Genomic DNA, 14,239 nt, shown 5'->3' on the forward strand with positions numbered 1-14,239 from the left:
AATCGAACAGCGAGGAACACCATGAGCATCGGCATCGGCCTGATCGGCACCGGCTGGATCGGCGAGCAGCACGTGCACCGGCTGGCGGACAAGGTCGCCGGGGCGCAGGTCGTCGCGGTCGCGGACATCGACCCGGAGTCGGCGGGGAAGGTCGCGGCCTCGGTCGGCGCGCGCGTCATCGACACGGCCGAGCGGCTGATCGCCGACCCCGAGGTCGAAGCGGTGGTCGTGACCTCGTGGGGACCGGCGCACGCCGAGCAGGTGCTGGCCTGCATCGCGGCCGGCAAGCCGGTGTTCTGCGAGAAGCCGCTCATCACCGAGATCGCCGACGGGCTCCGGATCCTCAAGGCCGAGCAGGCCGCCGGGCGCCGCCTCGTCCAGGTCGGGTTCATGCGCCGCTACGACGCCGGGTACCGGCAGATGAAGCGTGTCCTGGACGCCGGCGAGATCGGCGAGCCGCTGATGGCGCATTGCGTGCACCGCAACCCGAACGTGCGCGAGGCCTACACGACCGAGATGGCCGCCAAGGACACCGCCGTGCACGAGGTCGACGCGATGCGGTGGCTCCTCGGCGAGGAGTTCACCTCGGTGCAGACGATCCTGCCGCGCAAGACCGCGAAGCGCTTCCCGCACCTGCAGGACCCGCAGATCTTCCTGTTCGAGACCGCGTCCGGCGCGCGCGTGGACGTCGAGGCGTTCGTGAACTGCCAGTACGGCTACGACATCCAGTGCGAGATCGTGGGCGAGGAGGGCGCGGTGCGCCTCCCGGACCCGGCCGCGCCGGCGGTCCGCAAGGCCGCCAAGGCGAGCGTCGAGGTGCTGCAGGAGTTCGGCGACCGATTCGCCGACGCCTTCGACGTCGAGCTGCAGGAGTGGGTCGACCGACTGCTCGGCGGCCAGGAGCCGAGCGGCCCGTCCTCCTGGGACGGGTTCGCGGCGACCGTGGTCGTGGACGCGGCCGTGCGCTCGCTGCATTCGGGCGAGATCGTCCCGATCGAGCTGCCCGAGCGGCCCGAGTTCTACGCGTGATGCGGCGGCCCCGGGCGTCGCCGCCCGGTGTTTGCTAAGGTCACGCTGGTCAAGGCCCCTGCCGGTAGGCCGGGGCCTTTCACGTGTCCGAGAGTCCTTGAAGGTTTGCAAGTCGATGCAGCAGTATGCGATGTTGATATCGCCCTCCGCCAACCGCGTCTACGCGCGCACGGCCGCCCGCATGGCGGCCAACGAGATCCGGGTCTTCAGCGCCCGCGCGCTCGACGGTGCGGTCGAGGACGTGGAGGAGGCCGCGTTCGGCGGCGTCCCGTACCTGACCTTCCGCTCGGACTCGCTCAGCGCCCGCGACCTGCGGCTTCTCGCGAACCTCTCTTCCCTGTACGCGCTGTTCGCGGTGCGCGGGGAGCTGCTGGAGCCGATCGCGGTCGAACGGCTCGACCGCTATGACGACGACCTCGTCACGATCCTCAAATACGCGGGCAAGACCAATGAGCAGTTCACGAAGCTGCTGCTCAACGTCACCGCCGCGGTGGCGCTGCCGCCCGACCGGATCCTGGGCGGCGGCGTGAAGGTCCTCGACCCGATGTGCGGGCGCGGCACGACGCTGAACCAGGCCGCGATGTACGGCTGGGACGCGTTCGGCGTGGAGGTCGACAAGCGCGACTACGAGGCGTACGGGGCTTTCGTGCAGCGCTGGCTGAAGGACAAGCGGCTCAAGCACAAGGCGGTGACCAGCCGTGTGAAGCGCGACGGCCGCGGCGTCGGCCAGCACACGCGGGTCGAGTTCGCGGCGACGAAGGAGCGCTTCCGGGACGACGACCTGCAGATCCTGGAGGTCGTGAACGCCGACACCCTGCGCAGCGGCGAGATCTTCAGGAAGCGCGCGTTCGACCTGATCGTCACGGACGCGCCTTACGGCGTGAAGCATGCCGCAGTGAAGGACAACCGGGCCTTGACGAGGCGTCCGACGGAGGTCCTGGAGGGCGCGATCCCGGTCTGGGCGGAGCTGCTCAAGCCCGGCGGCGCGATCGGCCTGTCCTGGAACCTCTACACGACGAGTCGCGCCGAACTCGTTGCGATGCTTGAGGAAGCGGGCCTCGACGTGATCGACGACGAGCCCTTCCACGACTTCGAGCACCGCGTCGACCAGGCCATCAACCGGGACCTGATCGTCGCCCGCAAGCACTGAGCGGCCGCACCTCGGGCTGTGTCCGGTTGCGGTTCCAGCAATCAGCGACGGAGAGGCGGGAGCGGCCCCGGTCATGTTGCCTTAGCGAGGCTCGGGCCGGTCGCGGATCCGGCTGTCGGCGAGGGAGCGGCGGTAGTAGGAGCGGCGGTAGTCGACCCGAGGTCTGACCACTGAGGCCTGGCCCGCGTCGAGGCCAACTTCAACCGATCAGCGACGAACGGCGGGAATCGCCCCGAGGTCGGGCGACCGGGGCCGGGCCGGATCGCGGTCGGCTTCAACCACTCGGCAGCGAACGCCAACCAGAGGCCCGGCGACCGGAGCCGGGCCCGCGTCAGGGCCAACTTCAACCGGTCAGCGACGGAAGCCACCCGATCCAACCCGAGCGCCGCGGCCGAGGTTCGGCCGCGTGGGGGAGGACTTCACCCTGTCGGCGACGGAGCGGCCGGGAGCCGACCTGAGGCCCGACTGCCGCGGCCAGGCCAGCGTCGGGGCCGACTTCAACCCCTCAGCGACGGAGCGGCGGGAGCTGGTCCCGGGCGCTGACGCCGAGGCCAGCCGATTGCCGGTGCGGGGCGGGCCCTGGATCCACCGCTCATCGACGGCCAGCCCTTGACGACCCACACCACAGCCGGGCCGAACCCGCAAGCCCTGCTCGGAGATCGAGCGGGCAGCGCCAGAGCACCGCAGGTGCGGCTCACACAGCCCATGGTCGAGCGTCGTCATGTCTCCTGCCGCCTCCTTCCTCAGCGTTGCCTCGCGGTCCTGCATCTAGCGCCTCGCGCCTTACCCGGGAAGCCTTTCCGCTTCTCGGCCTTCACTCGCACCGACCTGGGCACACTGCTGCCCTGTGTCTGCCACTGCGGCAACCTGGCCAGTCCTCCTGGCGTGCCGCACCAGCCCGGGCGCATTGCCGTCCGTGCCGTGCGATTGCCCGTCCAGGAGGCCCATGCCTCCCGAGCGCACGGTGACGCCCAGAGGGTGTGGTGCTGCTTCCCGCGCGCACCAAGCTGATGCGATCGCGGGAAGGTTTGTTTGCCTCGCATGGCAGCGATGGGGAGACCAGGTCCTCTATTGCCTGGTCTGGCATCACCGTTCATGCTGGCGGTCTTACCAGTGTGTGCCTCGTTCAGAGCACTGCCGCGGTCGAGGTGATCCCGACCAACGATCTCCCACCCAGCACGCCCCCTTTCGCAGGGGCCGTGGTCCGCTGTGGAACCCGATAGCACGAAGAGACTGAGCTGACGAGGCTCGGGAAAATCATCCGGTTTGGGTTTCGGCCAGAGGCTTGGCGTAGTCTGCTTGCACCTACTCGCCACCTGTACGTTTTCCGTATCCCTGTGCGTACATCAATCATCCCTCACACCACCCCACACCGTCATCACCCACAGGGGTACAAGATCCTCACATTCGCCCCAACCCCACTGCGCCCCAAGGAAACAACCCACCCCGACCACACCCCACCATCGCCGCCTGACTGAACCGCAAGTGCCGTGCAAGCGAAAGGCCGCCGGGTCCTGGGGGCCCCGGCGGCCGGTGCGGATACAGCTTCGACTCTCAGCCTTTCGGCTTTCAATCAGCGGCGGCCGCGGCCGCGGGCCTGGGCGAGGTCGAGGCCGCTGTCCTCGGCCACGTCCTCCCACTCCACGAACTTGAAGTTGGTGGACGACTCGTCGCTGCCTTCGGGGGTGTTGTCGCCGTCCTGGACGACGAGGAGGCCGCCGTCGAAGCCGGGGAGGCTCACGCTGGTGACGTCCGCGCCGTCGCTGTGCTGGGTGCTGTCGACGTCCCCGGCGGCGATGGCGAAGGAGCCGAGGTAGTCGTTGCCGCCCTCGATCTCGTAGACGGCGTAGGTGTCGTCGCCCTGGCTGGAGGCGAGGAGGTAGCCGGCGCCGCGGCCGGTGTAGTAGATGGTCAGGCCCTCGATGTCGGTGCGCAGGTGCTCGCCGCCGAAGCCGGGGTCAGCGCCGTAGACGCACTCGTCGGTCTCGGGGTCGTAGGCGCCGGGGAGGCCGTATTCCACTGCGGTGTCGACGAGTTCGGGCTCGCCGGTGAGGTCCGCGTCGATCTTCCAGACGCCCACGAGTTCCTGGCCGAGGTAGGCGGTGCCGGTGGACTTGTCGACGACCATGCCTTCGACCTGCGCGTACTCGCCCGGGTCGTCGCAGGTGGTCCAGGTCGAGCCGTCGGGCATCGTGAACTCGGCGGGGAGCGTAAGGGTGCGAACCTTGGTCCAGCCGACCTTGTCGCCCTTGGCCTCGAGCTTCAGCAGGGCCACCTCGGTCTCGGAGTTGCGGCTGACGAGGGCGTACGCGCCGGTCTCGTCCTGCCAGGTGGTGAGGCCGTAGGCGGTGTGCTCGCCGTTGACCTCCTCCTGCGAGGCGCTGAAGATCCAGCCGGCGTCGGGGTCGGTGACCTCGGTGAGCTCGCCGTCGTCGATGACGAAGACGCCCAGGTTGTCCATGCCCTTGTCGGAGGCCACGGCGAGGTCGACGGTCTCGCCGTCGAGCGCGAAGCCGAGGACGAGGTCCACGTTGTTGTAGCGGCCGGGCGCATCGTCCTCGCCGGGCGCGGGCTTCGGGGCGAGGTGCTGGACCTGGTCCCCTTCGAGGTCGTAGACGTAGATCCCGGCCTCTTTCGCGGTGGCGATCACGAGGCTGTCCTCGGGGTCGTCCCGGTCCACCCAGATCGCGGGGTCGTCGGCGTCGGCGTCGTCCTCGTCCCACAGCGCGGGGGTCTCGAGCTCGGCCGTCAGCTCCTCGTCGGAACGCTGGTGCGCCTGCGCCGAGGCGGAGCACACGAGCACGGCGGCCGTCCCGAAGGCGGTGAGCGTGATGAGTCGGGAAAGCAAGGGGTCTCCTCGAATCGGGGTTGAGTTGTCGATTCGATGGTCAACGCCCTCAATGAATCCCAGGTGAACGAGGCTTGACCGCCCGGGCGAATTTCCCCGCCGGGGCGGGCGGTTACCTTGGCGGGATGGAGACCTCCCACGAACCGCCCGGCTACGTGTGCCCGTTCTGCGAGCGGCTCGCCGGCCGCAGCGACGCGGTCGGCTCGGTCGAGGACATCGTGCGCCGCACCGAGCGCGCGGCGGCGTTCGTCTCGCCGCGCTGGTGGCCGAACAACCGCGGGCATGTGCTCGTGATCCCGGCGGAGCACCACGAGAACCTGTATTCGATTCCCGCCGATGCCTATGCGGCCGTGGGGGACCTGGTGCGCGAGGTCGCCGTGGCGATCCGTGCGACCTACGGCTGCGACGGCGTCTCGACCCGCCAGCACAATGAGCCGGCGGGGAATCAGGACGTGTGGCATCTGCACGTCCATGTCTTCCCGCGCTATGAGGGCGATCGCCTCTACCAGTCGTCGCCGCTGCCCGGCTGGGCGTCCTTCGAAGAGCGCCAGGTGTACGCGGAGCGGCTGCGGGACTACTTCACGTCCTCGTCCTCCACAGGAGCCAGATGAAGTAGGGGGTGCCGATCAGGGCGCAGACCAGGCCGGCCGGAATCTGGGCGGGGGCGATCACGGTGCGGCCCAACGTGTCCGCGATGCTCACCAGGAGCACGCCCAGGAAGATCGAGACGGGCAGGACCCGGGTGTGCCTGCTGCCCACCAGGGCCCGCGCGAGGTGCGGGGCGACGAGGCCGACGAAGCCGATCACGCCGACGACCGCGACCGCGGCCGCGGTGAGCACGGCCGCCGCGCCCAGCAGGAGCAGGCGCGTGCGTTCGAGGCGCACTCCGAGGACGCGCGGGGTGTCGTCGTCGAGCGCAAGGAGGTCGATCTCCTTGCGGTGCGCCAGGACCAGCGGCAGGACCACGGCCAGCGCGGCGGCGAGCGGGATGAGCCGGTCGGCGGTGCGGCCGTAGGTCGTCCCGGACAGCCAGGTCATCGCCTTCGGTGTGTCCCACGGGTCGGAGGCCAGGATGATGAGGGTGATGACGGCCATGCCGAAGGACCAGACGCCGATGCCGATGAGCACGAGCCGCCCGGTGTCGAGGCCGCCGCGCCACGCGAGCGCGTAGACGATCCCGAAGGCGGCCAGGCCTCCCGCGGCCGCCACACCGGTCAGCGTCCAGGCTCCCGCGTTCGGGGCCCAGGTGATGAGGGTGACCGCGCCTATCCCCGCGCCGGCGGTGACGCCGAGGAGGCCGGGTTCGGCGAGCGGGTTGCGCAGGACGCCCTGGGTGACGGTTCCCGCGCACGCGAGCGCGGCTCCGGCGAGGACGGCGGCGAGCACGCGCGGGTAGCGCTGGTCGATGATCCACGTGTACGTGGACCCCGTCTTGCCCGCGAGCCAGTTGAGGAGGTCGCCGCCGAGGAGCATCGTGTCCCCGGCGAGCATCCCGGCGACGAGCGCCGCCGCGGCGCCGACCGCGAGGCCGGTCACGATGAGCGCGTAGGCGGTCCGTCCGCGGTTCGCCGCTCCGTGGAGGATCGCGGGCTTGTCCTGGGACCCGGCGCTGCGGACGCTGCGCGCGAGCCACACCATGATGCCCGCGCCGAGGAGGGTCGTGGTGACGCCGACCGGGATGTAGATGGCCTTCTCGGCGTCCACTGTGGCGCGAAGGGCGAGGTCGGCGCCGACGATGACGAGCGCGCCGCACACGGCGCTGAAGGGGATGAGCACGCGGTGGGCGTGCAGCCCGGGCAGGCGCTGTGCGATCTGGCGCGCTATGACCGGCGCGGCGAGGCCGACGAACCCGATCGGGCCCGCGACGGCGACGGCGCAGGCGGCCAGCATGAGCGAGCAGACGACCGCGAGCGTCCGGGTGCGTCGCACGTGGACGCCCAGGCTCGCGGCGGTGTCGTCGCCGAGCCGCAGCAGGTCCAGGTGCGGCCCGAGCAGCAGGGCTCCGGCGACCGCGAGGGCGACGAGCGGCGCGGCCTGCACCACCGGCGCAAATCCGGCGAGACTGAGACTCCCTGAGCCCCAGGCGAACAGACCGGTCGTCGATTCTTCGAAGAGGATGAGCAGGACCGACACGAGCGAGTTCGCGGCCATCGCGGTCGCGGACCCGGCGAGGATGAGCCGGGTCGTGGCCGAACCGCCGCCGCCCGCGGCGAGCGCGAGCACCAGGCCCGCCGTCGCCACGGCCCCGGCGAAGGCGACGCCGATCCCCGACAGGAGCGGCAGGCTGATTCCGAAGGCCGCTACTACCGTGACGGCCAGGTAGGCCCCGGCGTTGACGGCGAGTGTGTCCGGGCTGGCGAGCGGGTTGCGCGCCACCGTCTGCAGCAGCACGCCCGAGGCGCCGAGGGCCAGGCCGACGAGCATCGCGGCGGCGAGTCGCGGCAGGCGGGCCCCTTCGAGCACGTTCCACACGCCCGGGTCGGCGGCGCCGACCATGAGCTTCAGCACGTCGACGCTGTCCACTGAGGAGGTGCCTTGGGTGAGGTGCAGTGCCGAGAGGACGACGAGTGCGCCGACCGCCGCGGTGAAGACCGCGGCGGTCGGGCGCCGACCCGGGGGGGGCGGGGGCGGGGGCGAGGGCCGCGCGCGCGGGCCAGTGCTCAACTCGCGTAGACCTCGGCGAGGAAGTCGAGCAGGATCTCGGACGAGCGCGGACCGCCGAAGGTCCAGGCGCCCTTGGGCAGTTCGTACATCGTGCCGTCCTTGACGAACCTGAGGTTGTCGTAGATCGGGTTGCCGACGAGCGCTTCGTTGAAGATGTCGTCGTTGAACGAGTTGTTGTAGACGAGGTTCAGCTCGGTGTCGGTGTACTGGGCCAGGCCCTCGACGTCGGTGGCGCCGCCGCCCCAGACGCCGTCGGTCTCCCCGGTCCAGGCGTTGGTGAGCCCCACTTCCTTGGCGAGCGCGCCGAACAGCGATCCTTCACCGAAGGGCCGGATGGAGATCGAGGAGCCGTCGATCCAGCCGTCCACGATGAGGACGGGCACGTCGGACTTCCCGCCCGCCTCGATCGCGGCCGCGGTGTCGGCCAGCTTCGTCTCGAAGGCGGCCCACAACTCGTCCGCCTCGGCGTTCTTGCCGGTGAGGTCGGCGATCATGTTCACGTCGCGCTGCATCCGAGCGAGGTTGTCCTCTTCGTTGGAGCCCTCGGTGACCAGTACCGGCACGAACTCCTCGAGCGGATCGATGATCGCCTCGTTGTCGTTCTCCAGGATCACCAGGTCCGGATTCAGCCCGGCGATCGAGTCGATCGACGCCTCGGAGCGCATGCCCACATCGGTGACCGAGTCGTCGAGCGGTTCGGCCGCACCGGCCCACACGTTGTATCCCTCGATGTCGGCCACGCCGACGGGCATCACGCCGAGGCTGATGCTGATCTCGACCTCGGACCATTCGAGGATGACGACGCGCTCGGCGGGCTTGTCGAGCTCGACGGTGCGGCCGAGGAAGTCGACTGTGGAGACAGGACCGGAGGCGGCCTCCGTCCCGTCATCACCGCCGCCTTCTTCGGTGGTGCCGCAAGCCGAGAGGGCGAGCAGCGCGGCGGCGGCCAGTGCCGCGGGCACGGCGGAGCGCTGGAGGTGGGGGAGTCGCATCGGGTTCCTTCTATTCGGTGGCGGTGTTCGCGAGCCTGCGGGTGTGCCGGCCGACGGGCCGGGCGGTGAGGAGGCCGGTGGCGGGGTCGGTGTCGACGCGGATGTCGATGCCGTATGCGGCCGTGAGGTTCTCGGCGGTGAGGACTGCGGCGGGGGTGCCGGCGGCGGTGACGCGGCCGTCGTGGAGGAGGACGACGTGGTCGGCGACCGCGGCGGCCTGGTCGAGGTCGTGGAGGACGATGCCGACGGCGGTGCCGTGCTCGTCGGCGAGGTCGCGCACGAGGTCGAGGATCTCGACCTGGTAGCGCAGGTCGAGGTGGTTGGTGGGTTCGTCGAGGAGGAGCACGGCGGTGTCCTGGGCGAGGCAGGAGGCGAGCCAGACGCGTTGGCGTTCGCCGCCGGAGAGGGCTTCGACGCCTTTCTCGGCCATGTGGGCGACGCCGCAGATGTCCATGGCGCGCTGGATCTTCGCGGGGCCTTCCTGGTCGCCTTGGCGCCAGCGGCCGCGGTGGGGGTGGCGGCCGTAGCCGACGACGTCGACGACGCGGATGCCGCCGGGGACGGGCCGGGACTGGGCCAGGAGGGAGACGCGGCGGGCGAAGTCCTTGGGGCTCAGGGCGGTGGCGTCGGTGCCGTCGGTGAACGCGACGGAGCCGGCGTCGGCCTTGTGGAGGCGGGCGAGGGAGCGCAGGAGGGTGGACTTGCCGGATCCGTTGGGGCCCAGGAGGGCTGTGACGCGGCCGCTGCGGAGGTCGATGTCGGCGTCGTGCACGACGGTGTCGCCGAAGTAGGCGAGTCGGAGGGCGCGGCCGCTGAGGCCGGCGTCGTTCAAGGCGAGGCCGTCTGGCATGTAGGCAAGGCTAACCTATCTTTCGCCGTGACGCATCTCGGCAGGTCAAGCCTTCTGCAAGCGTTCTTTATGAGCAATGAGTCCCATTCGCGCCCAAACGTTCTCCTCCAAGTGAGCAATCGGATACCACGCGTAAGAGTGAATTCCGGCGCGGCGCTCTGGACTTGGCGGTGCCGGGTGGGGTCGACTGGTCCTAGGCGTCAGCCGGCCGATGCACCCCGTGTCGGCCCGGCGCGCCAGAGAGGACCAACATGACACCGAATGCGAAGGTGGGGCCTTCGAGTGTCGTCATCGACGAGATCTGGACCGTCGAGCGAGTCAAGTCGCTCGGCGTGATGACGAATGTCGAGACGGCCGCGCAGATCCTCGGGATCGGCAGGACGGTCGCTTACCGGCTGGCGAAGGACGGACAGTTCCCCGTCCAAGTCCTTCGGATCGGCCACAGCTACCGGGTTCCGGTGCTGCGGCTGCTCGAACTGCTCGGCGCGCCTGACGCGAGGGCCGAGCGCGACCGGATGCTGATCGACTAGCGGACGCGAAACGGCGGCGCCGCCCCTGGGGAGGAGAGCGGCGCCGCCGCATCGAAGCACTCAGCGCTTCTTGCGCTTGTCCTTGTGCTGGAAGTGAACGAACAACCGACCGAAGTTCTTCGAGTCCTTGTCCACCCGGTGGTACAAGGCCTTGATCTCCTTCTGGTCGAGGAAGCGCAGCACCTTCTTCTTCAACTGCCCCGAGCCCTTGCCCGGGATGATCTCCACGAGGTCGATCTTCTTCGCGACCGCCTCGTCGATCACGTCCCGCAGCGCCTTCTCGATCTGGTCGCCCTTGTTGAAGATGTCGTGCAGGTCCAGCACCAGTTTGGCCATGATCGAAGCCTAAGCGCCCGCGCGCGGGATGTCCGGCTCGATGTAGATGATCTTCGCCTTCGGCACGGCCGCGCGGATGCGCGCCTCGGTCTCGTCGATCTGCGCCGCGACCTGTTCGCCCGTAGCCGACTCCGCGATCCCGACCTTGGCGGCCACGAGCAGCTCGTCCGGGCCCACGTGCAGGGTCTTGAGGTGGATGAGGGCGTTGCCCTCGCCGTCGTTGATCGCGGTCTCGATCGCCGCGATGTCCTCGAGCGTCGCCGACTCGCCGATGAGCATCGAGCGGATCTCGATGGCCAGCACGATCGCGATGAGCACGAGCAGCACGCCGATGGCCAGCGTGCCGAGCGCGTCGAAGAGCGTGTCCCCGGTGATCCACGAGAGGCCCACACCGAGCAGCGCCAGCACCAGGCCGACGAGCGCGCCGATGTCCTCGAGGAGGATCACGGGCAGCTCGGGCGAGCGCGAGCCCTTGATGAACTGCGCCCACGACTGCTTCCCGCGGACGACGTTCGACTCCTTCACGGCCGTGCGCAGCGAGAACGACTCCAACGTGATCGCCACCAGCAGCACCCCCACCGCGACCAGCGGGAACTCCAGCTCACCGTGATGCGAGAGCTTGTGGTAGCCCTCGTACAGCGCGTACACGCCGCCGATCGAGAACAGCACGATCGAGACGATGAACGCGTAGATGTACCGCTCCCGGCCGTACCCGAACGGGTGCGCCGGGCTCGCGGCCTTCCGCGAGGCCTTGCCGCCGATCAGGAGGAGCACCTGGTTGGCCGCGTCGGCCACCGAGTGCACGCCTTCGGCCAGCATCGACGCCGACCCCGTGATCGCCGCCGCGATGAACTTGCTCACCGCGATGCCGGTGTTCGCCGCTAGCGCCGCGACGATCGCCTTGGTGCCGCCTTCTGCTGACATCTGCTCGCCATTCCTTCCGTATGTGTGCGTGACACGCAGAAAGGAGTCTGTCATGGCCCCGCCACACCTGAAGCGACCAGTCCCTGGGCGTCCCGCCAGGTGCGCGAGTGGCGGATGCGACGGATTTCACCATTCCGCATCGGCCCCGGCAGCGCTACCCTGGAGGACAGGCGACGCCCCAGAAGTACCACGTGCATCTGGCCAGGGCATACGCTCGTACACCGCCAAGGAAGGTCTCCTTCCGGCCGAACGCCTCCTCACGAGGCCCGCAGCCCCTGTACGAGCAGTGCCCGTGTCACCGAGCGCGGACCGAGTGGTGGACCGGTTCCGGCAAAGAGTCCCAGGACTCCGACCCGAACCGAACCGCCGCGAAAGGCTCAGACGCCGTGACGACCCTCGACGACCGCCCCACCTCCACCGTCAAAGCGACCACCGCTGTCGCCGCGCCTGAACGCGCCACGCTCAAGCAGTGGCTCGCCGTCGCCGCCGTCGCCCTCGGCGTCTTCGTCGTCATGACCTCCGAAGTCCTCCCGGTCGGCCTCCTCACCCCCATCAGCGGCGAGCTCGGCGTCAGCGCCGGCACCGCCGGCCTCATGGTCACCGTGCCCGGCCTCGTCGCGGCCGTCGCCGCCCCGCTCAGCATCGTCTTCACCCGCCGCCTCGACCGCCGCCTCGTCCTCATCGGCCTGGCCGTGCTCGTCGCCGGCGCGAACGTGGGCGCCGCGCTGGCCTCCGGTTTCGAACTGCTCCTCGCGGCCCGAGTCCTCGTCGGCCTCTCCATCGGCGCGTTCTGGGCCGTCGCGGGCGGCATCGCGCTGCGCCTCGTCCCCGTCCGTGACGTGCCGCGCGCGACCGCCGCGGTCTACGGCGGCATCGGCGCGGCCACGGTGCTCGGCGTCCCGGCCGGCACCCTCATCGGCGACCACTTCGGCTGGCGCGCAGCGCTGTGGACCCTCGCCGGGCTCGCGATCGTCGCGATGACCGCGATCGCGATCCTCGTGCCGAAGCTCCCGTCGAACACGACGGTCTCCTTCGCCTCGCTGCCGAAACTGGTGCGCGCCAACAAGGGCGTGCGCGTCGGCCTGGCCCTGACCTTCTTCATCGTCACGGGCCACTTCATCGCCTACACGTTCATCAGCCCGATCCTCCAGGCCAACGGCATCGCCGCCGGCCAGGTCAGCGGCCTCCTCCTCGCCTTCGGCGCGGCGGCCCTCATCGCCACCGTCGCCTCGGGTTCGCTCATCGGCACGCGGCTGCGCGGGACCCTCGCGGTCCTCGGCGTCGCGATGGCGCTCGGCATGGCGCTCATGGCGTTCGCGGTCGGCGACCTCTTCTCGGCCACGGCCGTGCTCCTCCTCTGGGGCATCGGCTACGGCCTGGTCTCGCCGGTCCTTCAGACCTGGTACATGAACTCGGTCGAGCCCGGCGAGGTCGAGATCGCGACCTCCCTGAACACGGTCATGTTCAACCTCTCCATCGCCGTCGGCTCCTTCGCGGGCGGCTACGTCGTCGATGCCACCGCCCCCAGCGGCGTCCTCTGGATCGGCGCCGTCCTCCTCATCCCGGTCGTCCTGATCGCGATCCGGGCCCGCAAGCGCGCCGACGCCTGACCGCCGGGCCCCACGGGCGGCCCGCATAGGAGAGACTGGAAGGCCCCGTACCTAAGAACGGACCTTGTTGTCACTGGCGGCGGATTCGCCCGCGTTGACGTCGGTGCCTCCCTGGATGACCAGGATCGTCTGCCAGGTCAGGGAGACCAGGACGATCGCGAAGAGCGCTCCGTACCAGAGGCGGCGTGCCTGCAGGCGCTGCGCGGACTCGCGGGGATCGGGTGCCTTTCGTCGTTCATGATTTGACGGCGAAACGATACCTGGATATATCGGGCAAGTAGGGCACTGGTCAGGCGGGCACGGGTTCCCTTTGGAACGCCGGCACCGCCGGTTCGCACACCGGCGCCTGCTTGCGGAAGCGGCCCGGGGGTTGGCCGAAGTCGCGTTTGAAGGCGGCCGCGAAGGCGAATTCGGAGGCGTAGCCGACCTGGCGGGCGACCGCGGACAGGGGTGCGTCGGTGTCGGCGAGGAGGCGGGCGGCCAGGGTGAGGCGCCAGAACGTCAAGTAGCCCAAGGGAGGCTGGCCCACGAGTTCCGTGAAGCGCCGCGAGAACGCCGAGCGCGAGAGGCCGGCGACCTCGCCGAGGGAGCTCACCGTCCACTGCCGGGACGGTTCCGCGTGGATCGCCTGGAGCGCCGCCCCGATCGGGCGGTCCGCGAGCGCGGCCGCCCAGCCGTCGAAGCCGCAGTGCCGCGTGTCGCCTTCGAGCATGGCGCGCAGGAGGTACATCAGGACGGCGTCGAGGAGGGCCGGGACGAGGGTGTCGCCGCCGCCGCGTTCGGAGCGGAGTTCGTTCTCGAGCATGGCGATCGCGCCCGCGAGTTCGGGCCGGGCCGCGGGGTCGTTGGGGATGCGGGTGAAGTCGGGCATGGCGGCGAGCAGCGGGTGGGTGCGGCCGGGCGCCATTTCGTAAGCGAGGCAGACGAAGACGTGCGTCGCGGCCGGATCCTCGGGGGAGCGGATGATGAGCCCGGCGGGCGCCTCGCCCTCGCATTCGGTCACCTCCCGCGGTTCGAGCGTGTCGGAGACGACGGTGTGGGCGCTGCCGCGCGGCACGACGAGCACGTCGCCCTCGCCGACCTCGATGACCTTGCCGTCCGCGGTGGTCACCAAGGCGTTGCCGCGCACCATGATCTGCACGCCGAACCCGTTCGGGCTGCGGCGCCGCAGCCCGAACGGCGCGGTGACGTTGAGCCGGACCGCGAAGGGCCTGCCGGTCCGCAGCGCGGCCAGAACATCGCTGAGCACATCCATGCGGCAACCCTAGCCAGCGCAAGCGCCGTTGAGCAGGCCCGAGGACGATCG

At 70.0% G+C, this 14,239-nt stretch carries 12 protein-coding genes; 5 read left to right on the plus strand and 7 right to left on the minus strand.

Annotated elements, in window-relative coordinates:
• The first annotated feature begins 21 nt into the window (after window positions 1–21).
• Window positions 22–1,029 (plus strand): Gfo/Idh/MocA family protein, encoded by a 1,008-nt coding sequence (locus O2L01_RS06545; protein ID WP_270121105.1) that lies wholly within the window; start codon window positions 22–24, stop codon window positions 1,027–1,029.
• Between the two features lie 115 nt (window positions 1,030–1,144).
• Entirely contained in the window at window positions 1,145–2,179 is a 1,035-nt protein-coding gene (locus O2L01_RS06550; protein WP_270121106.1) for a TRM11 family SAM-dependent methyltransferase, read from the plus strand.
• A 1,573-nt stretch (window positions 2,180–3,752) separates the two neighbouring features.
• Here O2L01_RS06550 and O2L01_RS06555 read toward each other — a convergent pair.
• Window positions 3,753–5,027, minus strand: coding sequence for a phytase (locus O2L01_RS06555; RefSeq protein ID WP_270121107.1), 1,275 nt, complete (start codon window positions 5,025–5,027; stop codon window positions 3,753–3,755).
• 125 nt (window positions 5,028–5,152) lie between these two features.
• On the opposite strand from O2L01_RS06555, the gene O2L01_RS06560 reads away from it, so the two are divergent.
• Complete coding sequence (locus O2L01_RS06560) at window positions 5,153–5,638, plus strand: HIT family protein (RefSeq protein WP_270121108.1); 486 nt, start codon at window positions 5,153–5,155, stop codon at window positions 5,636–5,638.
• Here the strand turns inward: O2L01_RS06560 and O2L01_RS06565 are convergent.
• Genes O2L01_RS06565 through O2L01_RS06575 form a run of 3 tightly spaced genes read right to left on the minus strand, consistent with a single transcriptional unit; the run spans window position 5,607 to window position 9,533 of the window.
• On the minus strand, window positions 5,607–7,691 hold the full coding sequence (locus O2L01_RS06565; RefSeq protein ID WP_270121109.1) for an iron ABC transporter permease: 2,085 nt from the start codon (window positions 7,689–7,691) through the stop codon (window positions 5,607–5,609). The genes O2L01_RS06560 and O2L01_RS06565 overlap by 32 nt on opposite strands.
• Window positions 7,688–8,683: an ABC transporter substrate-binding protein gene (locus tag O2L01_RS06570; RefSeq protein WP_270121110.1), complete on the minus strand. Its 996-nt coding sequence runs from the start codon at window positions 8,681–8,683 to the stop codon at window positions 7,688–7,690. The genes O2L01_RS06565 and O2L01_RS06570 overlap by 4 nt, the downstream gene beginning before the upstream one ends.
• A gap of 10 nt (window positions 8,684–8,693) precedes the next feature.
• Window positions 8,694–9,533 carry an ABC transporter ATP-binding protein gene (locus tag O2L01_RS06575; protein WP_270121111.1) on the minus strand — a complete coding sequence of 280 codons (840 nt, stop codon included), beginning with the start codon at window positions 9,531–9,533 and terminating at the stop codon, window positions 8,694–8,696.
• 251 nt (window positions 9,534–9,784) lie between these two features.
• Here O2L01_RS06575 and O2L01_RS06580 point away from each other — a divergent pair, with 251 nt between their 5' ends.
• On the plus strand, window positions 9,785–10,063 hold the full coding sequence (locus tag O2L01_RS06580; protein ID WP_270121112.1) for a helix-turn-helix domain-containing protein: 279 nt from the start codon (window positions 9,785–9,787) through the stop codon (window positions 10,061–10,063).
• 60 nt (window positions 10,064–10,123) lie between these two features.
• On the opposite strand, the gene O2L01_RS06585 is transcribed toward O2L01_RS06580, so the two are convergent.
• A complete protein-coding gene (locus O2L01_RS06585; protein WP_205327976.1) occupies window positions 10,124–10,399 on the minus strand; it encodes a Smr/MutS family protein in 276 nt (91 codons plus the stop codon).
• Window positions 10,400–10,408: 9 nt separating this feature from the next.
• The gene (locus O2L01_RS06590) at window positions 10,409–11,323 is read right to left on the minus strand and encodes a cation diffusion facilitator family transporter (RefSeq protein ID WP_270121113.1); all 915 of its coding nucleotides are present in this window, start codon (window positions 11,321–11,323) and stop codon (window positions 10,409–10,411) included.
• A 386-nt stretch (window positions 11,324–11,709) separates the two neighbouring features.
• Between O2L01_RS06590 and O2L01_RS06595 the strand changes: the two genes are divergently transcribed.
• Window positions 11,710–12,933 carry an MFS transporter gene (locus O2L01_RS06595; RefSeq protein ID WP_270121114.1) on the plus strand — a complete coding sequence of 408 codons (1,224 nt, stop codon included), beginning with the start codon at window positions 11,710–11,712 and terminating at the stop codon, window positions 12,931–12,933.
• A 289-nt stretch (window positions 12,934–13,222) separates the two neighbouring features.
• On the opposite strand, the gene O2L01_RS06600 is transcribed toward O2L01_RS06595, so the two are convergent.
• Complete coding sequence (locus O2L01_RS06600; protein ID WP_270121115.1) at window positions 13,223–14,188, minus strand: AraC family transcriptional regulator; 966 nt, start codon at window positions 14,186–14,188, stop codon at window positions 13,223–13,225.
• Window positions 14,189–14,239 lie beyond the last annotated feature (51 nt).

Source organism: Glycomyces lechevalierae (assembly GCF_027622945.1).
GTDB lineage: Bacteria > Actinomycetota > Actinomycetes > Mycobacteriales > Micromonosporaceae > Glycomyces > Glycomyces rutgersensis.

Excerpts from the sequence above, each read along its gene's own strand:
- O2L01_RS06580 (WP_270121112.1), top strand. The coding sequence starts at position 9,785 with ATGACACCGAATGCGAAGGTGGGGCCTTCGAGTGTCGTCATCGACGAG.
- O2L01_RS06570 (WP_270121110.1), bottom strand. The coding sequence starts at position 8,683 with ATGCGACTCCCCCACCTCCAGCGCTCCGCCGTGCCCGCGGCACTGGCC.
- O2L01_RS06585 (WP_205327976.1), bottom strand. The coding sequence starts at position 10,399 with ATGGCCAAACTGGTGCTGGACCTGCACGACATCTTCAACAAGGGCGAC.
- O2L01_RS06550 (WP_270121106.1), top strand. The coding sequence starts at position 1,145 with ATGCAGCAGTATGCGATGTTGATATCGCCCTCCGCCAACCGCGTCTAC.
- O2L01_RS06545 (WP_270121105.1), top strand. The coding sequence starts at position 22 with ATGAGCATCGGCATCGGCCTGATCGGCACCGGCTGGATCGGCGAGCAG.
- O2L01_RS06600 (WP_270121115.1), bottom strand. The coding sequence starts at position 14,188 with ATGGATGTGCTCAGCGATGTTCTGGCCGCGCTGCGGACCGGCAGGCCC.
- O2L01_RS06560 (WP_270121108.1), top strand. The coding sequence starts at position 5,153 with ATGGAGACCTCCCACGAACCGCCCGGCTACGTGTGCCCGTTCTGCGAG.
- O2L01_RS06575 (WP_270121111.1), bottom strand. The coding sequence starts at position 9,533 with ATGCCAGACGGCCTCGCCTTGAACGACGCCGGCCTCAGCGGCCGCGCC.
- O2L01_RS06590 (WP_270121113.1), bottom strand. The coding sequence starts at position 11,323 with ATGTCAGCAGAAGGCGGCACCAAGGCGATCGTCGCGGCGCTAGCGGCG.